Genomic DNA, 25007 nt, shown 5'->3' with positions numbered 1-25007 from the left:
AATTTCTTTTTTTAATTGCTGGAAACGAGATCTGCTACTAAGATATATCGATCTGGAGCATACCCAACGTAATCGAATGGGTAGCAGGTGGAAACAATTAAAGTGGCTCTTGGTTTTGGAACAATGACGGTTCTGTCGTCTTCATCCACAATTCGAACTTGACGTACTTTGTAGGTAAAGGTGCCTGAATAGGTTTCAACAATCAGCAAGTCTCCTTTGCCAACATCGCCAAGTTCTCGAAAGACCGTATCGCGATGTCCAGACAATACGGAATTATCATGTTCACCTGGCATCACGCTTTGCGCAAAATGCCCAACGCCCTGTTCAAGTTCGTCTTCATCGGTGCCATGTATAATCGGTAGCGTGGCTTCGAGCTTCGGAATAATCAATTCTCCCATTAAGTCTCCGATTTCGGGCGTTTCTGGATATTCAGAATGGGTTGTTTCTTTTGATGTGTGTTTGTCGCTATGTGCAACAAAAAGAGACTCAGTTTTACTGCTAAAGTCCGTTGCTTCAACGTTACCTGTTTTATAAAGCAGATAGCCTTTTACGAAAGTGGCAGTGCTTGTCGTACTAAACCATAGACCCGAAACGATAAGGACGACAGAGAAAGTAAGAAAGAACCGTTGTATGTTCTTCTTTTTTTTCGGTTGGTTGATCAGCATTCATTTTTCCCTACTTTAAAGCGACGGAATAATGCTAAACCGCTTAAAAGTAGTACGAATCCAAAAATTGCTTGGGCTGCAAAATCAGAAGCTGTTGCGGGTAATTTTGCACCTTTTAAAGTTTGAGTAGCAGGAACTTCTACTGGCTTTTGTACGACAGCTGGTGTTGCGATGATTGTTTCAACAGCACCCAGGTCTTTCCCTGTATCTACGATTAAATCAGATCCGAACATGTCGGCAGTCAAAAGAACGTCAGCCAAAAATACATCTTTTAAATTATAAATTTCAATTAATAAATCAGCGCCTTCAGTTGATTCAAGCGTCATTAAAGTCGCTAATGAAACAGCTGTTTTTTGACCATCTTTTACAAAGAAATAAGCGGTTCTTAACTCAAATAAGTCAATCATGTCGCTGTAAATATCCAGGACTTCAGCAATTTGTTCAGCGGTTAACTCATCTGCCGATTCAAATTCTTCCATTGCCATCATGCGATCACTTAATTGTGTTAGTTTTTGCTCGAAAGCAGGATCTTCGAAATCCAATGTTTCAAGGTGAGCAACCAGCCGTTCTACTTCTTCGTCTGTCAAACCTAGTTCAGTAAAAAGTCCATCAAGTTCTAGTTCGTAATCATCCATTTCTGTATAAAAAACAATAGAAGACTCCAAGTCTTCGATAAAATCATAGTTTGAAAGAGAATCCGAATAGTTTTGCAAAAATTCTTCAAGTTCTTTTTCAGAGGTGAATCCGAATCTATCCATTAACTCTTGAAGATTGATCGCATCAATCGGAGTGCCTGCACCGTCATTTAGATAAAATTCAATTGAGTATTCAACATCCTCTATAAAAATTAAGTAAACGCCATCAAGAACATCTTGTCCATACTCGAGGTCACCGTATTCATAAAGAATTTCATTCAATTCTGCGCGAGTTAAGTCTAGTGTTGCAGTCAACAATTGAACGCCTTCTTCAGTTAAAGGGGTGCCTAATTCGTCAACTGTATCAAATTCGTCTAAAGACCAATTTTTGCTTTTTAAATACGCTAAATAATCTTGCTTCTCCCAATTGATGCCAGCTAAAAATTGTTCAAATTCAGCATCGTTTGATTTGATAGCAGATGCAGAAAGTGGCATTGTACTAAATGCAAATACTAACAGTAATAAAAATACAGCTAAACGTTTCACTTTTTTTCCTCCTGTATTAAAAAATGGAATATCCATACTATTATAGAGTTGCACTCATTCTATTAGAATAGGTATATATAACTTGTTATTTTAGACAAAAAAAGAAGCCGGAAAACAAATTCCAGCTTCTTTCTATCGTTGTGCCGTAACATTCTAAGTTTTAACTCTGCTAGTTTGGTATCACTAGCACTTGTCCTACACGAATGGAGTTGACGTTCGTTATGCTATTGGCTGTTGCGATTTTTGCGACAGTCGTTTTATAGCTACGAGCAATACTGTAAAGCGTATCCCCAGCTTTGACTGTGTATTTAATAGAAGTAGCAGGTGGAGGCGTAGATTTTCCAGGAATCATTAATACTTGACCAACTTTGATCAAATTATAGTTGGTGATGTTATTAGCTTTAGCCAATGCGGAGACCGTTACTTTGTATGTTCTTGCAATGCTGTAAAGCGTATCCCCAACTTTGACTGTGTATTTAGTTCCACTGACAGGTGCTGTAGGCAACTTCAGTAATTCAGAAATAGTAACAAATTTATAGCCTTTCGCTTTCAATTTGCTGATCATGCCGGGTAAAGCACTCGGAGTTCCAGATGCTCCTGCGCCCGTATGCATCAAAACGATGGATCCTGGTACGATGTTATTCATAACTTTATTGGTAATTTGTGTTGAAGAAACACCTTTCCAATCGACAGTATCAATGTTCCACTGGAGTGTATGGGTGTATCCTGCATTACCGACTGTTTTCAGGACGGAGGCATTGGATGCACCAAAGGGAGCTCTGAAAATGGGTTTGGTCGATTTTCCGGTAATGTCCTTAATGGTTTTTTCTGTTGTGCTAAGCTCGCTTGTTATTTTTGAGGCCGACAGTTTGGTGAAATCAGCGTGAGAATAAGAGTGATTGCCAAGCTGATGATTTTTTGCTGAAATATTTTTAATCCAAGACGGGTGATTTTTTGCTCCGGAACCTGTTAAAAAGAACGTCGCTGTGACCTTATTGGCAGACAGAATGTCTAGGATTTTATTGATGTTCGTGCCATCTGAACCGTCATCAAAAGTCAAAGCGACCACTTTTTCGGTCGTGTTGCCTTTAGTGATGTAGGTGGAACTCGCTGCTTGTGACTGACTAGAGAAAGACAAGACAGTAAACAGGATTAATACGAAGGCTGCTGAGACTTTAAGCCATTTAGAAAGCACCTTTCTCACCCCTTTAGTTGGTGCGCTGACTAGAGTCAACGTATGTATAGGGATCCGGGTGATAGAAGATTTTTCCGACAATACTATACACCTAATATACCATGAATAGAAATAATTTTCCTTGATTTTAACTGAATATTAAGAAATTTTAATTGGGGGAGCTGAAATAGAATTTAGTGGGAGTGAGGTGCGGTCTTTGCTGTTTGAGGTGCGGTTAGGAGCCTGCGAGGTGCGGTGTTGCCCGTTTGAGGTGCGGTTATTGGTAAATGAGGTGCGCTTTTCACCGAACAAGGTGCGGTCAGCCAAAACTACGCAAAAAAACAGGCAGCTCGGGTTATGAGCTGCCTGTTTTGCTATTAATGTACCACTTAGTCGACGCGTTTTTTACGGAATTTCGATACCACTTCATAAACGATTGGCACGATAACCAATGTCAGTAAAGTCGAGCTGATCAATCCGCCGATAACTGTGATTCCAAGGCCTTGGGAGATCAATCCGCCACCGCCGCCTTCTACACCAAGAGCAAGTGGAATAAGCGCACCAATTGTAGCTAAGGCTGTCATCAGAATCGGACGCAAACGTGTAACACCGCCTTCTAGTAGAGCCTCACGTGTGGTCAATCCGGCTTTTTCCATATGGATAACGCGATCAATCAAGACGATAGCATTCGTAACCACGATACCGATCAACATCAATACACCAATCAATGCGTTGACACTCAATGCTTCTCCAGTGATCCATAATGCCACTAGAACGCCAATCACTGTGAATGGCAGTGAGAACAGAATAGCGAATGGAGCAAGCGCGCCGCCGAATGTGACGACTAGAACAAAGTAAACAATCGCGATGGCTGCAAGCATAGCCAAGCCAAGCTGAGTGAACGATTCGTTGATTTGTTCAGTGATACCACCATGATCGGTTGTGACACCCGCTGGCAAGTCAAGCTCTGCTACTTGCTCATCAATTTTTGTCGTGATTTCAGCGGCATTGTTACCGCGTACATCTGCAGTTAGAGAAGCAAACATTTGACCGTCTCTACGGTTAATTGTATCGGGTGATTTGCCTTCTTCTACTTCCATGACTTCGCCAACTGTGACAGTCGTGCCAAGTGCTGTTGGAATTTCTACAGCTGTTACATCTTCAATGCCAGCGTATTGTGTTTCTTCTGTTTCGATGTAAACATTTATGTCTTTTTCTTCATGAGTCACTGTCGTTAATACAGGTGCTTCAGCAACACTGCTTAGTGCCATGCCGACTTGTGCTGCAGTCAATCCATTTTTGCTTAAGCTTTGTTGACTTGCGACTAATGTGAATTGATCATAAGCTTCGGTTAAACTCGATTCTGTATTTTCCAGCCCTTGGTTGTCTTCCATAAATGGCTGAATTTGATCAATCGCCGATTGGATATCTTCTAGGTTGTCACCGTAGATGAACATTTCTAGACCACTTGCTCCTGTAGCAGCAAAGTCGAGACTCGCCCATTCACCGGATTCAGTAGAGCCGTTTAATTCGTCAATTAAATTAGTGCTTTCCTCACCGAAAGCTTCGAATTCATCCTCATACTCAATATAAAACAGTGCGGAATTATCTCCTCCGCCAGCCATTGCTGTCAGTGGGTTGCCACCGCCGAGTGAATATTGGTAAGATGTAACACCTTCACGTCCATCAATGGCACTTTCTGCATCTAATGCGATAGCTTCTACATCTTCACGAGTTTGACCTGGTTCAGGACTATAAGTTGCCATCACCATTTTTTGTTCTTCTTCAGGCAAGAAGCTGACACCAATAACAGGAATCAAGAACAAACTCGCCACAAGAACCGCTGAAGCACCACCAAATGTAATGATTTTATGGTTTAATGACCATTGTAAAATACGTTTATAGCTTGCTGTCATTTTACTTGGCTTATGTGCTTTTTTCGTGGATTTATTGGCATCCAAGTTTTGCAATTGTTTGCGGTACATCAAATGTGCCATCATTGGTACGATGGTAACAGCAACAAGCAGCGACGCAGATAACGCAAAGACAACGGCTAAAGCGAACGGCAAGAACAATTCGCCAATCTGTCCGCTAACAAGTGCAAGTGGTAGGAATACCGCGATGGTAACGACAGTAGATGAGAAAATGGGTACGAACATTTCGCGTGTTGCTTCACGAATCAATTCTTTGCCACGTAATTTCTCACCAGGCAAAGCCATCCGGCGGTAAATGTTTTCAATTACTACAATCGAGTCATCAATAACGCGTCCTATCGCAACAGTCAGAGCACCGAGCGTCATAATATTCAAAGTGATATCCAATTGGTTCAGTAGGAAAATCGCCATTAATAACGACAAAGGAATAGAGATAATTGAGATTAGCGTTGTTTTGAAACTACGAAGAAATAGCAAAATGATGACGACAGCAAACAAAATACCGAATAACGCTTTGCTGAGCATCGTTTCAACTGATTTCTCGATGGGTTCACCTTGGTCAAATGTAGAAGCCACGGTCAAACCGTATTCATCTTCAACCTCAGCAACGATGTCTTTTACGCCATTAACGACTTCAACGGTATTGGCATCTGGTGATTTGACAATTGAAATCCCAATCGATTCTTCTCCGTTCGTGCGCGAAATCGACTCTGCCTCACTAACAATTTCAATGTCAGCTAGTTCGCTTAAGGCTACAGTTGGAATCGCAGACGGGGTAGCTGGCGTTTCAACAACAGGTGTTTCGGCACCTGGTGCTTCAGTTCCAGGCGTACCAGGTGTTGCCGGTGTTTCACTTGGTGCAACCGGTGCAATTTGAGGGACAGCTGGGATTTGCAGGTTTTTCAAATCATCAACGGACGTAACGTCGCCGTCAATCACTAGATTTTTCAACTCGCCATCAAACTCAGTCAAGCCTAACGGGAACGTCAGATTGGATCCTTGAATTAGTTGTTGAATGGTTTCTTCAGTCAAGCCGTATGTTGCTAAAGCTTGCTGATCAAAGGACATGGTCACTTTTTGTACACGCTGACCAGAAACTTGAGCATCGGATAAGCCGGCTACTCCTTCAAGTTCAGGTAGCACGTTTTCTTCAACAGTTGCTGTTAGTTCTTCTAGTGAACTGCCAGAATCGCTGATGCTCAGTGACAAGACCGGGAAGGCATCTAAACTAAGACGCGAAACTTGAGGGTCATTCGCCGATTCCGGAATGGCTACTTGCGATAGCGCATCTTCTAACTCACGTGTTGCTTCATCCATGTCGACTTCAAAATCGTATTGAACTTGAATGGTTGACGCATTTGCTAGTGATGAAGAAGTCATTAGCTCAACGCCGTTCATGTTTTGGATGCGCTGTTCCATCGGAATCGTAATCTCTTCCATAACTTCATCGGGTGCAGCTCCCGGATAAGTTGTTACGACAGTAACTGCAGGTAAGGTAATACTTGGAATTGACTCTTGTTTCATCGTTAAGCCTGCGTATAAGCCTGCCACGACGACCATAATAGTCAAAATCCAAATCGCAAATTTGTTATTTAATGAAAAGTCGATAATTTTCTTCAAGTTGTAGACTCCTTTTTTATATAAAGTTTTCTAAATACGATACTTCGTTCTTAATAGAAGGATGTTGCTTCAAATAAACGAGTAGGGCTTCAATTAAAAATTCTTTTGACTCTTTATTGGCAACTTGTTCTTTCAACATATCCAGTGAGGCTAGTAATTTATCAGGATATTCTTCGGACGCTCTAATTTTATGAGCGACTTGCTGAAAAGCTTCTTCAAGCGTTGCAGCGGGAGAACGTGCCTCAGTTAAAACTGGCTCCATGGTTTCTAAATTGTCCACTATGGCATCGATCGCACTCGTGATAAAAGTAACGAGCTTTGGAATTGGCACTTGTTTCTTTTCGAATACGAGTACGAAAATGTATTGCTGCATCAATCCTTCAAGTAGTGCTACTAAGTCAGGCAAAAAGGGTTCGATTTCTACACCATACGTGTCTATTAAAATGGTTTTGTGTAAAATCATCGTCGACTGCCTTAACTCCATGAACACCGATTTTAATTGTCCGCTTTCTGTCAGTGTGAAATCTTTGAAAATCATCATGAAAAATTCCTGATTAGAAAGTGTACGTTCAATTTCAATGGCTAATTTCTTCTTGAAAACGTCTTTGTTATTAGACCCTGGAGCATGCTGTGATTCGGAAATTTCTGTCGTGATTTCTTCGTGGTATTGCTTTAAAATTTCAATAAACATATTTTCTTTCGAATCAAAATGCTTATAAAAGGCTCCTTTAGAAATACCAACAGCTTCTGCTACTTCCTGTACAGAGGTTTGATGAAAGCCTTTCAATGAAAATAAATGCACAGCTTGATTCATTATTTCTGTTCTTTTATTCATTTGGACCCTCCCGAACTACCTAGTCACTTTTAGTGACCGCTCAGTCACTCTTTTTAGATTATCTTTTAGTTTACCTAAAGTCAATTTGGAGAGATGTTGATTTTGTGACAATCAAGTGGCTTCTTTAATTTACCTAACACCTTTTCAAACAGATTTTAAAAGAGCTTGCGGGGGTATAGAACATATAGGAGTAGTTGTGTAAATTGTTCATAAAGGAGATGGTTGGATGGTGCAGAAGTATATCAGTGAACCATTTGTAGAAGAACGTACAGAACAGCCGTATGTGGGAATTTCTGTTCTTGCTGGTTCATCGGAATGGGAAGCAATTAACAGGCTTGTGGGGGAGTTGTTTGACTGGCTAAAGGTGAATAATAGTAAACCGGCAGGAGCTCCATTTTTTCGCTATTGGTGCATGGCTGATTCGAATGGCAACTACAAGATGGAAGTAGGTGTGCCAGTCAAACGAATGGTAACGGGAGATCATCATGTAGTTGTGGGATATATTCCGGGAGGGTCCTATGCGACGGCTTTGCATAAGGGACATCCCGATCATTTGGAAAAGTCGCTGATCGCACTAGAAGAATGGGCTGTGAAAGAAGGGTTGGATATCGACAAACGTTGGGAAGGTAGAGATGAAATTTGGAACGGTCGTTTTGAATTTTACGTAACCGATGCGGATAGACAAACTGATCTAAACAATTGGGCAATCGAAATCGCCTTTTTACTCGTTCGAGATGATGCAGCTTAAGGTTATAATTCCAAGGAATTGTAAAGATGAAAAAAGACATCTCTCTCTGCACTAGCATTCTAGCTAGTGCAGAGAGAGGTGTCTTTTTATAATTAGGACTTGTTTCTTTCGCGAACGTAAGTATAGAAGATGCAGGTGACTTCGTTGCTTTTGGAGGATACGAGTAGAGACATCAATTTCTACCAAGATCTTTTATTCATCAAACAGCATACGCAATCTGGATTACTAGATGATTTTGGGGGATATGCGGCCAATCCGTCTTTAGAGATGAGAAGTGTTATTTTTTGTATGAAGTCTTGTTGCTTTTACACGACCCTCATGCATAACTATCAATCAAGATCTGAACCGAATGATTGGAATAGAATAGACCATTTTTAGGCACAATTCCAGTCTTTTTTCCTTCCTTATTAAAATAATTTGTTTCAAACAATACTGCTCAACCAATCAAATGATTATCATACGTCTCCATTATTTCAAGCTCTCCTTTCACAATACATGAAAATTCTACCACTTATAACTTTTAAAATAAATATTTTTTGAAAATATACACTATTTTGACAATTAGATAAAATGAATAATTTATTTGTGATGTATAAAAAGGGAATTTAAGTGAAGGAAACCGTTTGGTGGCCAACTGGCTACAATTATTTTTTTATTTTATTCTGAACAGACCCGGGAATTAACGAACGTTCAGAAGGACAAAACAATGAAAAACTTTGAAGAAGTTGCTGTACAGTATGCCCCTATGATTTCTGCGATGATTCGCAAACTTCATATTCATCGTGACTACGATACCTTTAAACAACTTGGCAATATCGCATTGTGGCAAGCATGGCAACGCTTTGAAGAGGGAAAAGGACATTTCACTCCTTTTGCTTATCGTAGTATTAGAGGAGCAATGCTTGATGAATTAAAAAGAGAAACGAAGAGAACAAATCAACTCTCTCTACTAGAAAGTATTTTAATAGAAGAAGGCATAGAAGAAGAGATGGAAACTTTGCCGGAATGGTTAATCCTAAACAAATTAGACGCAAAAGAAAAATGGTTGCTAGAGGCACTTTTTGTGAGAGGATACAGTCTTTCTTATTTAGCTGATCAACAAGGTATTTCACTTGCTGGGATGAAAAAGAGACGCGAACGACTATTGAAAAAGGTGAGAGATGCAATAGACCATCCATTTAAGACATAAAAAGTGGTAACATTAATGGAAATGACCCTATGAAAGAAGTGACAGAAAAGGATTAAACCTTACAAAAATGAGTGACGCGGTGAATAGCGCAGGACTAAAAAAGGGGGTGACTTTCTTGGAAGCAATGATGACGGGTATGATTAATAATATCTTTTTTATTGTGTTTCCACTCATCGTTTATCAAATGTTGGCGACAGCAGGCCAACGAAATTTCTTTGTTAGTCATCGCTTTATAATGACTGTCCTTTTTTCAGTATCGCTTGTACTGTGTATGCTGTTTCCTTATCAGTTTATAACCGATGGCTATATTTTTGACTTGCGCCAAGTTCCAATGATCGTTGGAGCCCTATACGGAGGTCCATTGGTTTCAGCCATTTTGTTCCTTGTGGCTTCGATCAGTCGGATTATTATTGGTGGAGACGGAATGTACATCGCTCTTTTGAATCAATTTGTCATTGCGGTAGGAGTGCCATTTTTGCGACCGCTCTATATGTGCATCAATCGTTCTCGAAAAATTATGTTGATATTTAGCATTTCAATTACTTCACTCCTTTTCAATTTGTTCGCAGGTGCTTTTTTCTTTGGAAATCCGATTCACGATATTGTGGGTATTTGGATTATGTTAATGATCAATCAAAGTACCATTATTGCGTTAACGGCTTTAATGATTGAACATATGCAGCGACAAGAATACATGTATGAAGCTTTTCTGAAACACGAAAAAATGGAAACAGTTAGCCATTTTGCAGCAGCCGTTTCGCACGAATTGAGAAATCCTTTGCAAAGTATTAAAGGGTTTGTTCAGTTAATGAAGGAATATGAGTACAGTCGCGAAAAACAGATAGAATTTCATCAAACGATTTTGAGAGAAATCGATGCAGCGGAAGAGTTAATCGAGGATTATTTAGTATACGCTAAGCCTACGTATGGTCAGCTTGAACCAATCATTGTCGCTTCAGAAGTCAGTCATGTGCTGAAAATTATGGTGCCTTATGCAAATGGAAAAGATGTAGAAATGCATACAGATGAACTGGACGAAAGTGCTGAAATTCTAATCGATCGTTATAAATTCCAACAAGCGCTAGTCAACATTATCCGAAACGGTATTGAAGCGATGCCAGAAGGCGGCAAGCTAGTCCTTACCGTCAAATCATCTCCAACAAAAGTATGGATTCGGGTAACCGATACAGGAGTGGGTATGACAAAAGAACAAGTCAGACGTTTAGGGGAACCTTACTTCTCTAGTAAACTTAAAGGAACCGGACTCGGAATGATGGTGACTTATAGCATCATCAGTCAAATGGAGGGTCAAATTTTAGTAGACTCTGAAAAAGGAAAAGGTACCGAATTTACTTTGGAATTTGCAAATCTTGCTACAACGAAAAGTAAATAAAACAGCAGCCTGTATATAGGCTGCTGTTCAGATTGTAGACAAAGTCTTATTAAACTGAATAGTGATGTACAATCTCCAACTGGGCTGGCCACTTCGCTTTCCATGGGCTCAGCTTCAGTTTCCTCGTTACTAACGGGACCTACAGCCTTCGTCGCTTTGCTGCTTCCACAGGAGTCTGCGTGGCCATACGGGTTGTCAGCAGATGGCTCAAATCAGCGAGAGACCCAACAAATCTACTTTTCATCAGTACTCTCTCAAGGATTCGGAGCGCAATGCGGCGACTCCTGCGGAAGAACGAAGTGATGAGACCCCGCAGGAGCTTGCGACGAGGAGGCTCAGCGCTTCGCGGAAAGCGTCCGCATGGAGTGCAGAATCCTGTATACCTAAGATGAAACGACTACTTATTCTTTAAGTTTGTCTACAGTGTAAACAGCAGCCTGTAAATAAGCTGCTGTTTTAGTTGTTCATTAATTGACGCACGAATGGCAGAACAGACTGCTCTTTCAGTTTAGCTTCGAACATGATATCAGCATCTATGCCGTTTAATTGTCTTATTAATTGTTGGAAATCGGATTCAGAAACCAATTCGTGATGGCGTAAATCTGTAAATCCTTCTTTGCCTGTACTAATATGAACTTTCGGTGTGCCAAAACCTTGCCACGTTTTTAGAATTTCAGAAAAATCAACGGGCTCACCGTCGTTATTGCAATTATGATGATGGATATCAAAGCATACAGGAACGCCACACATGCTGTGGACGTCTAAAACGTCTCTAACGGTAAAGGTTTTATCATCATTTTCCAAGCGTAACCACTTCCGAATGCTAGGAGACAGCGACAAATAGACAGCAGCGAAACGCTGTTTAGCTACGTCTTTATCTCCATAAGCACCACCGGTATGAAGGATGATATCAGATCCACCGAGCAATTGAATCAATTGGTCATGATACTCAAGATCTTCTATCGATTTGCGAACAACTTCAGGTTTAGGTGAATTGATGACGGTATATTGACCAGGGTGTACAGAGACTCTCATGTTATGTGTGTTAACAAACAAGCGGATTTCATCTGTTATGGCCAGCACTTCTGGATCTTCCCACCAGTTCCAATCATTTATAGGGTGAGTGGACAGCGGAACGATCGAACTAGAAGCTCGGTAAAAGTAAATATCGTTTTTTAAATTCCAGCGAAGAATTTCCAGTGTTGTCTCGAAATTTTTCATCGTCAATTCCTTTATTTTGCCGGTGCCTTCTGCCTCTGCAGTCGCGACACGTAAAGTTCTAAATACCGTTTTCAATTCAGTGTTCATACAGGCATAACCTAATCTCATGTTGTTCAGCTCCTTGCTATACGTATACCCTTCCAGCATAGCGCACATGCCTCGAAATTGAAAAAGCTGTGTGCGAATTTTGAGGGAGTAACTCGACTTCGTAACCGCGTTGTAAAACCAGAATTTTCTATAGTATAATAATACCAAGGAAATCTAAAGAAGAGGTGACTCAAATGACTCATTTAACGCTACATACAGGCTATCAAGAAGAAGATACCTATTTTATGAAATACAAATTAATTACGCACAATAAGAATTTAATTGATTACACGGAAGAAGAGAAAGTCAATTTTATGTTAAAAGATGAAGAAGAAAACATTCTGGGTGGACTTGTTGGACATATAGATTGGGAATGCTTTTTCGTTGATATATTGTGGGTCGACGAGTCACTGCGTGGTTTAGGAAAAGGGCAACAACTAATTCAAGAAGCTGAGGATTATGCACGCAAAAAAGATTGTCGTCTTATTCGGTTAGAAACATTCAGTTTCCAAGCACCAGCATTCTACAAAAAATTAGGATTTAAAGAGATGGGGAAACTCGAAGATTTCCCTAAAGGGTATACTCACTATTATCTATACAAAGAATTGACGTAAAATGCCGCAAATTTCAACAGAATGTAAATTGATTTTGAATAGATGCTACAAAAGAGAAAGAGCACCCAAATGGATTCAGAGGGCGCTTTTTCTCTTTTTACTTTATCTTGAAATTGAAAAGACGATCCTCTTTAAACTGGCCATTTTCATAATTTCGTTCAGCAAATGTAAGGGTGTTGTCATGCGTTATTAAGACGATTGTTGAAGAACGAGTGCCGTATTCAGGAGTTTTAATAAATATCGGAGACAGCATTCGTTCTAAGTCCAAGCTAACACCGGTAGTGGGAAGAAGAGCGTCGTGTGCTTGTTCAGCATCTGAAAGTATCGCAAAAATTTCTTCCAAGTCAACTGTAGAAGTACGCGCCATATAAGAAGTGAGACTTTCTTTTCCTTTCGACACTTTTGGCCAAGGCGTGTTCAAAAAGTGATTGCTGAGTCCATGAGTACCCAGGGGAACTTCGTAAGATTTATTTTGAATATTGTTATAGTACATCAATTGTTCAACATCTCCTACAATCAGATTAAAACCCGCATAGTCTTTCGGATTGATTGATCGCAAATAGTCTTTAGGGGAAGTTGAAGCTGCTAAAAAATTTTTGACGACGGCTCCTCTAGAAAAAGTAGCTGCTTCTATATTAGTGGGATCGCGAAAATTTGTTAATGCAGCAATGCGTCCTTGCTTTGTGACACCTAACCACGTACCCATTTGTGTCAAGTCACGACCGGCTAGTATATGGGGCTCATCTTCCCAAAAATGAGCAGCTGCAGTAGGACGACTATAAAATTCATCTCGATTAGCAGCAATAATTAATTTGTAAGTTGGATGATTTCGAAATTGGAGGTTGATCAGGCACATAGTATTCTCCTTTTAGATTTAGTATATCCAATAGTTGAAGTCAATGGTAAAAATAGTTGCGACACGATGCTTTTGCTATTTTTTAGCCAATAATAGACGGGCTTGTAAGCAAGAAAGTACGTAAGAATAGCAAGAAATTCGAAGCTTTGTTTGTAAAAAAGGATTATTTGTATCAATTAAATAAAACTTTTGTAGGAAAAATATTTTTTTATTTAGGTATAAAGCTTCAATCTAATTTTATCTCTGATACACTATAAAAAGAGTTTTGAAAAGAACATATGTATTCTCAAGGAGTGGGGGGAGCAGAGATGGAAAGCGAAGTAGCTTCATTGTCTTTTGCGCGCGTATTAATGGAAGGAATTAAAGAAATGGTGTTTGTTGTAAGAGTTGATGGAGCGAATTCTTTTACGTATGATTTCCTTAATAATGCAGTAATAGAGAGGACTTCACTAGTTTCTGCTTCAGTTGGCAAGAAGTTAAACGAAGTCCATTCCACATCAATGACAACATTTTTAACTGAAAGATACAATGAAGTCGTTCAAACAACTCAAAGTATAAGCTATGAAGATTCATTTTATTGTAACCGAAATAAGTTGCTGTATTCAAAAACTGTTATGACACCTTTTTTAGATGAAAAAGGTATATGTACCCATATTGTTAGCTTAGTCAAAGATATAACGAATGAGAAAATAGCCAAACTAGAAAGTGAAGGAATTCGTGAACGCCTAGAAGAAAGCAACGCACGATATCGGTCCCTCTTTGATAATAACGCAGATGCTATTTTCACCGTTGATTTTAACGGACATATTACAGGAGGCAATTCCTCAGGCAGCATACTCAGTGGATGCGCTATGAAAGAATTAGCAGGTAAAAGCTTTTTTGACTTTGTTATTACGGAGGATGTAGAACGGGCAAAAAACTATTTTCACTTGTCCATTTTAGGTGACAATAAAGATTGGCGTTTTAGCATATCTAATAAGTCAGGTAAATCGATTGCTTGCTTAGTGAAGTTTATTCCAATAAGTGTGAAAAACAACATCCCGGGATTTTATATGATTGTCAAAGATATGACAGAGTTGGACAAAATTTCAGGTCTCTATGAAGCTGGAGAAGAGAATTTCCGAATCATTGCGGAAAATGTCCACGATGTCATTATATTAATGGACCAAGACAAACAATACCTCTATATGTCGCCGTCATGTGAAAATATTTTTGGCTTTAGAGCAGAAGGTATTATTGGAAAAAAACCATTTTATAATGTTCATCCTGAAGATACGTCAGTTGCTGAACAAGCCTTTAATCAAGCAGCAAAAGAAGGTTCTACGTTTCAATTACAAATTCGTCTTTTGCATAAAAGTAGAGGCTGGATTTGGACAGAAGTCAGTGGAATGCCGGTTTTTGGAGAAGATCAAAAATTTAACCGGATGGTTATGGTTGCAAGAGATATTTCGATTCAAAAAGAATATGAAAGTCAACTTCATCATTTTGCTTATTTTGATTCGTTAACCGAGTTACCAAACCGACGTTATTTTCAAGCGTATGCAACTGAAAAATTGGAACAGAATGACACAAGCCAAAGAAACTTAGCTATTCTACTTATTGATATTGATGATTTCAAGGACATTAATGATCAGTGGGGACATGAAATTGGTGATGCGGTTATTCAAGAGTTCGGTTATCGCTTGAACCGTTGTATGGTTGGAGAAAATATGGCTGCCCGTTTAGGGGGAGACGAATTTATCGTCTTACTGACGGATGCAGCCGATAAGGAAAAAGTATCAGAAGTTACAGATGCTATTTACCGTATCACGAAAGAACCAATCAATGTGCAAGAGTTATCATTGTACATCACGATTAGTATGGGTGTTGCATTAGCACCAACTGAGAAAACTTCCATTTCTACTATTATGAAGCGTGCAGATATGGCGATGTACAAAGCCAAGCAACTGGAAAAAAATTCGTTTTTCGTAAGTCCAACATGAGCAAATGCAGCTCGTGTTTTTTTGTGTTCAGAAACAAACCGACGATTTATCGTAATAAATCGTATATGTGGTATTTGAATTTTCAGAAATAAAATAAGTATGCTTTCAATTTAAAAAATGGTATGCTTTTGTCAAACCATAAATCCTGATTAAAATACAAAAAATGGTTCTCTAAGTAATTATATAGACCTTTAATGGTTATATTTTTTGGAAGCATTTAATAATAATATGTACTCTAGACTATCGCTATATTTTAATATTCTCTTATAATTCCCTACTTATTTGATTAGTTGAGGTGAGAAAATGAACAATTTCTACCAAAAAACTTCTATTAGTGTGAAAGTGTGTTGCATTTTCTTGGCGTTCTTTTTTTTGAGCGATACTGAAAAAATTGCTAGTACGAATGACAGCGAAAAAGTAGTGTTGTTAAGTGAAGAGGATAAGAAAAAGACGCTTTCAAAAAATCTTCAGATTCTTGAAGATGTAGAAGGTACGCTTAAAATTAGTGACCTGCAGTCTCCACCATACAGTTGGAAATTTAGTTTAAATGAAAATGGAATTCCGAATATGGGATTTTCATCTGATGTTTATTGGGTAAAGTTTACGATTGAAAATCATGCAGAAACTGAAGAATGGCTTCTTGAACTTGCAAATCCTTTTCTCGATCATGTCATTCTTTATTCACCAGAACCTTCTGGGGGATTTTCGATTACGGAATTTGGAGAAACAATGTCAGATTCGAAAAAACTTTATTCAAGCCGTTCTCCGGTTTTCAAGTTGCCTCTTCTAAATAAAGGTGAGAATACATTCTTTATGAAAATTGAGTCACAAGGAGTCCTATACTTTCCTGTGACTGTTTGGGAACACGCAGCATATGATGCTAAATCCCAGCAAATGACGGCGATGATTGGACTAGTAAGTGGAATAAGCCTGATGTTTTTTGGCTGGTGCATCTACTCATTTTTTAAGTATCGTCAGAAAAATTTTCTTTATTTATTAATTTTGGCGGTTTCGTTACTGTTTACTGCTGCTGAATGGACAGGTTTAAATTTCACTTATATTTGGCCGGATTTCAAATGGGGAAGTAATCAAACGATACTAGTAGCTTGTGGTGCAGCGAGTTTAATGACGTTCTTTATCCTTAAAGAATTGTTGTCAGGTGTTCTCAACATACACTGGCTTTCTATGGTTATTAAGTGGATGGTAGCGTGTGTCTTGTTTTCAGTGATGGTTTCTTTCTTTTCTTATTCACTAACAAGCCTGTTCAGCTTTGCATCTTCTGCTCTAACAATCGTCTTAACGTGTGTTCTTGCTTTTTCCGCTTGGCAAAAAGGAATTTCTTATGCTGCTCCATATACTGCCGCCTTGTTCGTATCGATAGCCATCCTCACCATTTCCTTTTTAACGGCTACGGGGGTTTTACCCTATATCGAAACTGTTCAATACGCCGTGTACGTTATCAGCTGGAGCATACTCTTACTTGCTGCTAAAGCATTGCTGAAAAAAGAAAAAATGAAGCTTGAAAAAACACAACAGTTGGAACGTCAAGCGAATGACCGTCAACTGCTGAAAGTCACAACGCTAAAAAATGACAACAAAAGAAAAGATGAGTTACTGGCGCTTGCATCAAATGGCTTGCGAACACCACTTTATGGTGTGATTGGCATTGCAGAATCACTTCAACAATCTGCTAGTGGTAAAATGTCTCCTCAGATGATAACCCAATTGGATGAACTGGTGACCAGTAGCAAAAATATGGCGCATTTGATCAATGATGTTGTCGATTTTTCAAAACAGAAGCCGTCTTCTTTACAGCGCCATACGACAGCGATTGCGCTTGATGAACTTTGCACGAATGTGATCGCAATTTATAAGCCACTTTTAAAAAATGAGGCCGTCAAGCTTTATCACACAGTACCAGCCTCGTTGCCAAAACCATGTGCAGATCCTGATCGACTGCGACAAATTTTGAGTAACCTTGTCAACAATTCTATTGAGCATACCCGTGTAGGTGAAATCGTGCTATCGGCGAGGATTTTTGAAGGAGATTTAGAAATTTCAGTAAAAGATACAGGAAATAGTATAGAGGAAAAGAAAATCCCAATTTTTTTTGAATGGAATATTCCGCAAGAAAAACCGTTGAGAAATCATGGGATGGATTTGAAAATCACTAAAAATCTAATTGAACTTCAAGGGGGGACGTTGAAACTTGAGTCTTTAAAAGAAAGTGGCTCTCTTTTCATTGTTACTTTACCCATTTGCACGGATGCATCTAATGCTCCGTTGCTAGGAGACTCTAGAAATCAGACGAAAGAATTGACCGCTTCGCAGTTAGCAGATTCCTTGTTAAAGCAGCGTCCTACTAAAAAAAATCTGCACGTTCTGGTGATTGAAACAGACGAAATCAATCGGCTTGTTTTATTGCGGCAACTGATATCAGCAAACTATCAAGCAGTCGGTGTAGAGGATGGCAAAGCAGCGCTGCATTTGTTGTCGCATCAATCAATAGATTTGATTGTGATGGATGGTAGTTTACCGGACATGACAAGCGATGAATTATGCAAACTTATACGCTTGGAGTATACATTAACAGAAATGCCGATTTTGATGTTATCGGATGCAGACAGTCTTCAAGAGAAAAAAGATGCTTTTACAGCAGGAGCCAATGACTATTTGCTAAAGCCTTGTGATAAAGAAGAGTTTTTGTTGCGTGTTAAGACCTTGGCAAATATGCGCAGCTTGACTCAAGAAATTACGAATCTGAACTACTTTCTTGAACGCAATGTGAATGAGCGAACAATGGCACTTGAAATTACCAATATGAATCTACTGACAGTGAACGATGAAATTCAAGAAATTGAAAAGTCTCGAAATGAAATGTTGTCAGCAATTTCACATGAGTTAGGTACACCCATTACGCTAATCCATAGTTATATACAAGCAGTGAAAGAAAGTTTAATCGAAGAAAACAACCCACGCTATCTGGATATGATTCATAAAAAACTACTACTGCTAGAAAGACTCACAGAAGATCTTGTAGAGTTGACTAAATACAAGTCTGGACATATGACTCTGCGTTTCTTGGAAAAAGATTCGCTCGTGTGGATCGCAAGGCTCGCAGAATCAATGGCTTCTGATGTTACTCAAAGTGGCCGTGTTTTCGAATTTTTCGGTACAAAAAATCCCGATAATATTAGTCACTCGCTGTTAGTAATTGATTTAGATCGTCTTGATCAAGTAATTTCCAATATTTTATGGAATTCTGTTAAGCATACTTCTCCAGAAGAAGGCAAAATTACGTTATCTATGGAAATCGTCGCTAATAACAACGACAATGCATTATTAGACGAGGAGTCTGATGGAGAACTGGTGGTTCGCATTGCTGATAATGGAAGTGGGATCAAGAAAGAGGCCTTGCCCTATATTTTCGACCGTTTTTACAAAATCAATCGTTCTGCTAGCTACAAAGGAAGTGGACTTGGATTGGCAATCGCCAAAGAAATTGTATTAGCGCATAAAGGACAAATATGGGCGGATAGTATAGAAGGACAAGGAAGCGTTTTCGTCATTGTATTGCCGCTAACTTTTCAGTAAGGATGGGAGGAAAACAGATGAATGTTGCGACTGTGTTAATTGTTGAGGATGATGAAGGCATCCGCGAACTGATGCGGTTGTTTCTGCTAAAAAAAGGATATGGTGTTATCCAAGCTGAAGATGGCTATCAAGCTTTAACATTAATAGAAAAAGAAAAGCCAGATCTCATTTTGTTGGACGTAGAAATGCCTGGTATGAATGGACTGGAAGTATGCAAAAAAATCCGATTAAAAACGACTTTGCCAATTTTGTTCGTTAGTTACCGAAAAGAGTTGGTTTATAAAATTCAAGGACTTGAAGTAGGGGGAGATGATTACATTACCAAACCCTTTGATTTTAATGAGTTAGAAGCTCGGATTCGTGCAATTCTTCGACGAAATGGTTGGAGGAGCGGTGAACAAGAACAGCTAACGATTTTGAAGTATAACGACCTGCATATTCATGTGGATGCCCGAGAACTTTACGTTGCAGGAACGCAGGTCAAACTGTATCATAAAGAATTTCAATTATTGTTGTTGCTCGCGCAGACTCCCAACCGAGTTTGGACCGCTGAACAACTATACGATCAAGTGTGGGGCTATTATTCTGAAGGAGATGTCCAAACAGTCAAAGTACACATTAGTAAATTACGGAAAAAAATTGAGCAAGACCCAGCCAACCCAATTTATATCCAAACCGTACGGGGTTTTGGCTATAAATTTATACTAGCGTAAGCGGGACTGTCCCATAAGCCTCTAACAGAAAAGAGACGATCTTTGTATTTTTTAAATTCAGCAAGGTTGTAGCCGAAAAGTCATTGTTTATGATTTTTTTGACTACATCCTTTTTTTTATTAAAAAAATAAAATAAGTAGTAAGAACTACGAATAATTAGTTTTCTAAATTTTTAGATTATTTAACGTCTATTTAACCTAGTCACTTCAAAATAAGAAGTACAAAGGATAGACCATAGGAGGATTTAATTATGGAGAGTACATTCAATCTGAATAAATTCCTGAAAGCGATGCAAAAGAGAAAGGCGTTAATCATTTTTGTTACGCTTGCGTTCGTTGTCTTTAGTGCAGTAGCAAGTTATACCCTTATAAAGCCGGTTTACAAGGCGACAACTCAAATTTTGATCAATCAAAATACCGCCATTAATCAGGACTTTACTAGTTTGGATATTGATACGAACTTGCAATTAATTGGGACGTATAACGTCATTATTAAAAGTCCTGCGATTTTAACAACTGTAATTGAAAAATTACAGTTGGACGAAACAGTTCAATCATTGACCGATCGGATAACTGTCAACAATATTGAAAGCTCACAAGTAGTAACTTTATCGGTTGAAGATTCTTCTATGGAAGGAGCGGTACTGGTTGCTAATACGACTGCACAGGTTTTCCAAGAGGAAATTCAGCGAATGATGAAAGTGGATAATGTCAGCATTTTAGCTGCAGCTGAAACTACTGCAAATCCTAATCCAATTCGTCCCGATCCGATTTTCAATATGGTGATTGGTGCAATTGTTGGTTTGGCTTTTGGTGTCGGCATTACGCTAATTTTGGAGCAGTTAAACACGACAGTGCGCTCGGAAGAAGACATTGAAGAAATGGCTGGACTTCAGATTTTGGGGGTCGTTAGTCAAGTAGACAGTAATTTAAAGATGGAAAAGCCGTTAAATCTAACAACTAGATTGGAGAAGGATCATTATGCGGACAGCGAACAAGACAAAAAGGTTAATGCCGCGAAAATTGGTGGCTCGTACTAATCCGCATTCCATCGCAGCGGAACAATACCGAACAATAAGAACAAATATTAACTTCTCGACGCCTGATTTGCATTCGAGAGTCATTTTATTTACGTCTGCTGCAAAAGAAGAAGGAAAGTCGACAACGGCTGCAAATATGGCCATCGTTTTTGCCGAAACTGGAAAAAAAGTACTATTGATTGACGCAGACATGCGGCGTCCAACTTTATATCGAACATTTCAACTCGGCAATAACACAGGCTTATCCAATTTATTGTTGAGAAAAGGAAGCCTGAAGCAATCAGTCAAAGTGAGTGGCATAGCAAATTTAGACCTACTTATGAGTGGACAAATCCCACCAAATCCGGCCGAGTTACTCGAAGCGGATGCTTTGGATGAATTGATCGCAGAGATGCGTGAAACCTACGATTATATTCTTTTCGATTCACCGCCAATCCTTTCTGTAACCGATTCTAAAATTTTAGCCAATCGATGCGACGGCACGGTACTGGTCGTTAATACCGGCAAATCAGAAAAAATAAGCGTTGAAAAAGCACGTGATTCTTTAGCAACGGCAAAAGCCTTAATTTTGGGAGTGGTGTTGAATAATTACCCGATGAACAAGGAAAATTACTATTACCATAATTATAATGAATGACCAAATGGAACTGTAGGAAAGGAAGAAAGTGAATGAAGATTAGCAAACAGCAACTACTTGGAAATCTTCATCGTTGTCTCGTTCCTGTTCTTGTCCTCTTTCGCCATTTCCATACATTTGTGCTCGTAGGATTTGAAAACCTGGAAGAAAAAATGGAACACGTAGTCTTGCCCCAAGCACCTCATCTTACTGACAAAATAGTGATGGTAATCGGAGCGGGAGGAATGATTGGTTCAGAAATTAGCCGTCAGCTCATTCACTATCAACCCGCTCGAATTTTACTGCTCGGACATGGACCGCAATCGATTTATTCGGTTGAGTACGAAGTAAGAAAACTGATGAAAAAACAGATAGAAATTATTCCCATTATCTTAAATATTCAAGACAAAAAACGTCTTTTTGAAGCAGTCGAACGATACAAGCCCGATATAATCTACCATACAGACGGTCAACAGCAAATTGATGTCACAGAAGAAATGCCATTAAAAGCAGTATACACCTCAGTGTTTGGAACAAAAAATAGTGCAGAAGCAGCCACTCGCTATCACGTTGATGCGTTTGTGTTAGTATCTTCTGAGCACGCAGCAAAGCCGTTAAACCTCAAAGAAGCGAATAAAAGATTGGCTGAAATAATCATAAATACTATTTCAACAACTAGTTTGACACGGTACGTCATCATTCGTTTACCAGCACATGTTTTTAAAGAACAACTACCAGGAAACTTCTTTCCGCTGTTCGAGCAAAAAACAAAAACTAGTTACGCAGTTCAGCACATTCTTCATGGTGGAGGACTAAAAACAGCTATAGATAAAAGTAGCTTGTTTCAACTACAAGGGAAGTCTATCTACAAGGTACTCCAAAAATCACAAGGGCTTAGTCAACTAGACATGGCCCGTTTGTTGAAAAAGTTGAAAACAGCATCTGAAGATGAGGCGCGTAAACTGGTTATTTCAATCATCGAACAACAAAAGAATTTCTAACCGGTACCTGAATGATTGCGTTTGAAGATTTCCCTTTTTAAGCAGCGATTTTTTTGTTGCTCAGTAGAATAATAAAACAGGAAAAGGGTGAATTCGGATGGGTGTAGAAAAATATCGAGATGAATTTAGTTTTGAAGAACTAGTGAGAAGCAACATACCTTTTCAAGATAGAGACATGATAGAACAGCATCCTTTCTTAAATAAAATCTATCCGTATGCTTTAAATACGATTCATCTTGTAACGTATTGCGAAAACAATACGGTATCGTTATTATCTGGCAGTTTGGAAATTGGGGCGGTTGAAAGCGATAATGGATTTGTGGAAAAGCTCGGTGAAATTTCATGTGGTTTGGATCAACAAGGAAATTTAAAATCGCATGCATATAAGTTGAATACGCTTGAGAAAATTGATAAACATCCACAGACACGTTTTGTTTTTGGCGGAAGCCAAATTCCGCATTTTGATCGGCTTAAAGCTTTTGTCATCAGTTTGCATATTCAAAACAAAGTTGAAGATGTTGTGTCATGGAAACTAGCGTTAACTTCAAAAGGACAAGTCATCTTACTTACCTTACTAACGGAAAAAGAGAATTTACTTTAACAAATTTCAAGTGTCTTATACTAGCTGCTTTATTTTTTTGACATTCTACTATAAGAATTGTGCAAGATTTGACAAATTGGCACGGGCAATCCGAGAGCATATGGTAGAGGCAGGAGAAAGGGGATATCCGTCATCATGTTACAAAATTTAAAAATAGCAGTTGTTGGATTGGGGTATGTCGGATTGCCCGTAGCAATTGCGTTTAATCATAAATACCCAGTTACCGGCTACGATACGAATACCGCTAGAATTCAGGCTTTGATGCTTGGACTAGATAAGACAAACGAAGTAAGCCGTGAGGAATTTGAAAAAGCAACCATTGTTTTTACGGCGACTCCTTCAGATTTAAAAGATGCAGGGTTTATTATCATAGCCGTACCATCAGCGATTGATGAAGACCATCTGCCAGATTTATCCGCTTTAAAAAAGGCTAGTAAATGTGTCGGGGAACATATGAAAAAAGGCGCGGTTATCGTCTACGAATCCATTGTGGCACCCGGTGTAACTGAAGACTTGTGTATTCCATTACTCGAGAGGTATTCTGGGTACGAAATTGGCAAGGAGTTTTTTGTCGGGTATTCCCCTGCAAGAATTTTTCCGGGAGATAAAAAAAACAACTTTAAAAAAATGAAAAAAGTAGTTGCAGGACAAAATGAAGAAGTCACAGAATATCTGGCGATGGTTTATGGCAGTATCGTTACTGGAGGTATACATAAAGCCCCTTCCATTCGTGTTGCTGAAACAGCACAGTTGATTGAAAATATTCAACAAGATGTTAATATAGCATTGATCAACGAATTGGCGCAGATCTGCGAGCAGTTGGGCATCGATACACAAGAAGTGCTAGAAGCGGCAGGAAGTAAACGCGGTTTTTTAAAAACAATGCCAAATTTAGTTGGTGGACAGGGAATCGGACTAGCTTCACATTATTTAGCGGACAAAGCAAGAAGTTTGGGGCAGCGTTCGGAAGTGATTGTGTCAGGACGTAAAATTAATGACGGAATGGGTCGTTTTATTGCGCAGTCGTTAATCAAAAAAATGAATCAGGAGAATACTAATGTTGCAAACAGTCGTGTGACGATTTTGGGACTTTCTTTTAAAGAAGAAGTTCCCGATTTACGCAATTCTAAAGTAGTCGATATCGTCAAGGAACTAAAAGAACACGGCATCGATGTGCAATTAGCAGATCCTTATGCTTCCGCTGAAGACACCACTCTCTACTACGAGTCTCATCTTTCACCTCACCACCAACTAAAACCAGCGCATGCAGTTATTTTGGCTGTTCCGCACAAGCCTTATAGAGAAAATGGTTGGCAGCAGTTTGACAGTTTATTGATTGAGCAACAAGGAATAGTCTTTGATCTAAAAGGGGCGCTTGATGCAAAGAAAAAACCTGAAAAGGTTCAGTTATGGCGCCTATAGTTATAAAAAAAGGATGAATGTCAGTTCACCGAATTACACTAGTTGACCTATTTGCTTCTTGCAAATGGGTCTTTTTTTGTCAACGAAAAACAAGAGGTTTACGCACTTACAGTTTTTTCGAGTGACTTGACGGGTATGGAACAGTATAAAACTGGAGGAGGGCGAAGTTATGGAAATTATTCCGAAAAGAGATTTGTTAAAAGATCGTTACGGAAATTTTTATATGGTGTCTTATGCTTCTAAAAAATCGTTAACAATCGTCAATGCAGCTATGTATCATGCTTTCAACCAAACACTCGATGAAGAGCTGGTAGCTAAAGTAAAGGCAAAATATCCGAATGATGTCGCCTGCGGAAAATATTTCGCCGATTTGGTTCATGAACAAGTAGAACAGATGAGTACGGCTGAACACGCTGGCACTATTTACGACATCGAAGACGTAAAAAAAGAATACGATTTGCACATGAAACCGCTATACGACGATTCGTTTCACTTGTAACAGTTTATAAGTTTGTACCAATG

General features: G+C 39.1%; 20 protein-coding genes. 13 read left to right on the top strand and 7 right to left on the bottom strand.

The features are described 5' to 3' along the window. Nucleotides 1–11 precede the first annotated feature (11 nt). From AJGP001_RS12940 to AJGP001_RS12920, 5 genes are all read right to left on the bottom strand, one after another. A complete protein-coding gene (locus AJGP001_RS12940; protein ID WP_078080620.1) occupies nt 12–665 on the bottom strand; it encodes a class D sortase in 654 nt (217 codons plus the stop codon). After that, nucleotides 659–1846, bottom strand: a complete 1188-nt coding sequence (locus AJGP001_RS12935; protein WP_071153873.1) for a processed acidic surface protein — start codon at nt 1844–1846, stop codon at nt 659–661. The genes AJGP001_RS12940 and AJGP001_RS12935 overlap by 7 nt, the downstream gene beginning before the upstream one ends. 169 nt (nt 1847–2015) lie before the next feature. After that, on the bottom strand, nt 2016–3041 hold the full coding sequence (locus AJGP001_RS12930; protein ID WP_071153872.1) for a LysM peptidoglycan-binding domain-containing protein: 1026 nt from the start codon (nt 3039–3041) through the stop codon (nt 2016–2018). A 368-nt stretch (nt 3042–3409) separates the two neighbouring features. Next, entirely contained in the window at nt 3410–6574 is a 3165-nt protein-coding gene (locus AJGP001_RS12925) for an efflux RND transporter permease subunit (RefSeq protein ID WP_071153871.1), read from the bottom strand. 16 nt (nt 6575–6590) lie between these two features. Beyond that, complete coding sequence (locus tag AJGP001_RS12920) at nt 6591–7409, bottom strand: TetR/AcrR family transcriptional regulator (protein WP_078080619.1); 819 nt, start codon at nt 7407–7409, stop codon at nt 6591–6593. A gap of 226 nt (nt 7410–7635) precedes the next feature. Between AJGP001_RS12920 and AJGP001_RS12915 the strand changes: the two genes are divergently transcribed. From AJGP001_RS12915 to AJGP001_RS12905, 3 genes are all read left to right on the top strand, one after another. Next, a complete protein-coding gene (locus tag AJGP001_RS12915) occupies nt 7636–8157 on the top strand; it encodes a GyrI-like domain-containing protein (protein ID WP_071153870.1) in 522 nt (173 codons plus the stop codon). 706 nt (nt 8158–8863) lie between these two features. Further along, nucleotides 8864–9346: a sigma-70 family RNA polymerase sigma factor gene (locus AJGP001_RS12910; protein WP_071153869.1), complete on the top strand. Its 483-nt coding sequence runs from the start codon at nt 8864–8866 to the stop codon at nt 9344–9346. A gap of 124 nt (nt 9347–9470) precedes the next feature. After that, complete coding sequence (locus tag AJGP001_RS12905; RefSeq protein ID WP_245830296.1) at nt 9471–10739, top strand: sensor histidine kinase; 1269 nt, start codon at nt 9471–9473, stop codon at nt 10737–10739. A gap of 456 nt (nt 10740–11195) precedes the next feature. Here the strand turns inward: AJGP001_RS12905 and uvsE are convergent, their stop codons facing one another. Continuing rightward, entirely contained in the window at nt 11196–12068 is an 873-nt protein-coding gene (uvsE, locus tag AJGP001_RS12895; RefSeq protein ID WP_078080618.1) for a UV DNA damage repair endonuclease UvsE, read from the bottom strand. A 173-nt stretch (nt 12069–12241) separates the two neighbouring features. On the opposite strand from uvsE, the gene AJGP001_RS12890 reads away from it, so the two are divergent. Then, the gene (locus AJGP001_RS12890; RefSeq protein WP_071153866.1) at nt 12242–12661 is read left to right on the top strand and encodes a GNAT family N-acetyltransferase; all 420 of its coding nucleotides are present in this window, start codon (nt 12242–12244) and stop codon (nt 12659–12661) included. A gap of 97 nt (nt 12662–12758) precedes the next feature. Here the strand turns inward: AJGP001_RS12890 and AJGP001_RS12885 are convergent, their stop codons facing one another. After that, complete coding sequence (locus tag AJGP001_RS12885; protein ID WP_058384643.1) at nt 12759–13517, bottom strand: NRDE family protein; 759 nt, start codon at nt 13515–13517, stop codon at nt 12759–12761. A 308-nt stretch (nt 13518–13825) separates the two neighbouring features. Here AJGP001_RS12885 and AJGP001_RS12880 point away from each other — a divergent pair, with 308 nt between their 5' ends. The 9 genes from AJGP001_RS12880 to AJGP001_RS12840 all read left to right on the top strand — a co-directional run bounded on the left by AJGP001_RS12880 (nt 13826) and on the right by AJGP001_RS12840 (nt 24984). Then, entirely contained in the window at nt 13826–15499 is a 1674-nt protein-coding gene (locus AJGP001_RS12880; RefSeq protein ID WP_071153865.1) for a sensor domain-containing protein, read from the top strand. Nucleotides 15500–15871: 372 nt separating this feature from the next. Next, nucleotides 15872–19093: an ATP-binding protein gene (locus AJGP001_RS12875; protein ID WP_245830181.1), complete on the top strand. Its 3222-nt coding sequence runs from the start codon at nt 15872–15874 to the stop codon at nt 19091–19093. 17 nt (nt 19094–19110) lie between these two features. Beyond that, nucleotides 19111–19806, top strand: coding sequence for a response regulator transcription factor (locus AJGP001_RS12870; protein ID WP_071153863.1), 696 nt, complete (start codon nt 19111–19113; stop codon nt 19804–19806). 250 nt (nt 19807–20056) lie between these two features. Next, nucleotides 20057–20845 carry a YveK family protein gene (locus AJGP001_RS12865; protein ID WP_071153862.1) on the top strand — a complete coding sequence of 263 codons (789 nt, stop codon included), beginning with the start codon at nt 20057–20059 and terminating at the stop codon, nt 20843–20845. Further along, nucleotides 20787–21482, top strand: a complete 696-nt coding sequence (locus AJGP001_RS12860; RefSeq protein ID WP_058384648.1) for a CpsD/CapB family tyrosine-protein kinase — start codon at nt 20787–20789, stop codon at nt 21480–21482. Before AJGP001_RS12865 ends, AJGP001_RS12860 begins: the two co-directional genes overlap by 59 nt. Nucleotides 21483–21514: 32 nt before the next feature. Then, a complete protein-coding gene (locus AJGP001_RS12855) occupies nt 21515–22462 on the top strand; it encodes a polysaccharide biosynthesis protein (RefSeq protein WP_071153861.1) in 948 nt (315 codons plus the stop codon). A 97-nt stretch (nt 22463–22559) separates the two neighbouring features. Further along, nucleotides 22560–23063 (top strand): sugar-transfer associated ATP-grasp domain-containing protein, encoded by a 504-nt coding sequence (locus tag AJGP001_RS12850; protein WP_071153860.1) that lies wholly within the window; start codon nt 22560–22562, stop codon nt 23061–23063. Nucleotides 23064–23198: 135 nt separating this feature from the next. Beyond that, on the top strand, nt 23199–24485 hold the full coding sequence (locus AJGP001_RS12845; RefSeq protein WP_071153859.1) for a nucleotide sugar dehydrogenase: 1287 nt from the start codon (nt 23199–23201) through the stop codon (nt 24483–24485). Between the two features lie 169 nt (nt 24486–24654). Next, nucleotides 24655–24984, top strand: a complete 330-nt coding sequence (locus AJGP001_RS12840) for a hypothetical protein (protein WP_071153858.1) — start codon at nt 24655–24657, stop codon at nt 24982–24984. Nucleotides 24985–25007: the final 23 nt, after the last annotated feature.

It is taken from the genome of Planococcus faecalis, assembly GCF_002009235.1.
In the GTDB taxonomy this organism is placed as follows: Bacteria; Bacillota; Bacilli; order Bacillales_A; family Planococcaceae; genus Planococcus; species Planococcus kocurii.
Note: the sequence above shows the minus strand (reverse complement) of the source record. Positions and strands in the feature narration are given on the sequence as shown.

Coding starts and splice junctions, on each gene's coding strand:
- AJGP001_RS12845 (WP_071153859.1), top strand. CDS start 23,199: ATGTTACAAAATTTAAAAATAGCAGTTGTTGGATTGGGGTATGTCGGA.
- AJGP001_RS12940 (WP_078080620.1), bottom strand. CDS start 665: ATGCTGATCAACCAACCGAAAAAAAAGAAGAACATACAACGGTTCTTT.
- uvsE (WP_078080618.1), bottom strand. CDS start 12,068: ATGAGATTAGGTTATGCCTGTATGAACACTGAATTGAAAACGGTATTT.
- AJGP001_RS12885 (WP_058384643.1), bottom strand. CDS start 13,517: ATGTGCCTGATCAACCTCCAATTTCGAAATCATCCAACTTACAAATTA.
- AJGP001_RS12850 (WP_071153860.1), top strand. CDS start 22,560: ATGGGTGTAGAAAAATATCGAGATGAATTTAGTTTTGAAGAACTAGTG.
- AJGP001_RS12860 (WP_058384648.1), top strand. CDS start 20,787: ATGCGGACAGCGAACAAGACAAAAAGGTTAATGCCGCGAAAATTGGTG.
- AJGP001_RS12905 (WP_245830296.1), top strand. CDS start 9,471: ATGATGACGGGTATGATTAATAATATCTTTTTTATTGTGTTTCCACTC.
- AJGP001_RS12880 (WP_071153865.1), top strand. CDS start 13,826: ATGGAAAGCGAAGTAGCTTCATTGTCTTTTGCGCGCGTATTAATGGAA.
- AJGP001_RS12920 (WP_078080619.1), bottom strand. CDS start 7,409: ATGAATAAAAGAACAGAAATAATGAATCAAGCTGTGCATTTATTTTCA.
- AJGP001_RS12855 (WP_071153861.1), top strand. CDS start 21,515: ATGAAGATTAGCAAACAGCAACTACTTGGAAATCTTCATCGTTGTCTC.
- AJGP001_RS12910 (WP_071153869.1), top strand. CDS start 8,864: ATGAAAAACTTTGAAGAAGTTGCTGTACAGTATGCCCCTATGATTTCT.
- AJGP001_RS12870 (WP_071153863.1), top strand. CDS start 19,111: ATGAATGTTGCGACTGTGTTAATTGTTGAGGATGATGAAGGCATCCGC.
- AJGP001_RS12890 (WP_071153866.1), top strand. CDS start 12,242: ATGACTCATTTAACGCTACATACAGGCTATCAAGAAGAAGATACCTAT.
- AJGP001_RS12840 (WP_071153858.1), top strand. CDS start 24,655: ATGGAAATTATTCCGAAAAGAGATTTGTTAAAAGATCGTTACGGAAAT.
- AJGP001_RS12865 (WP_071153862.1), top strand. CDS start 20,057: ATGGAGAGTACATTCAATCTGAATAAATTCCTGAAAGCGATGCAAAAG.
- AJGP001_RS12915 (WP_071153870.1), top strand. CDS start 7,636: ATGGTGCAGAAGTATATCAGTGAACCATTTGTAGAAGAACGTACAGAA.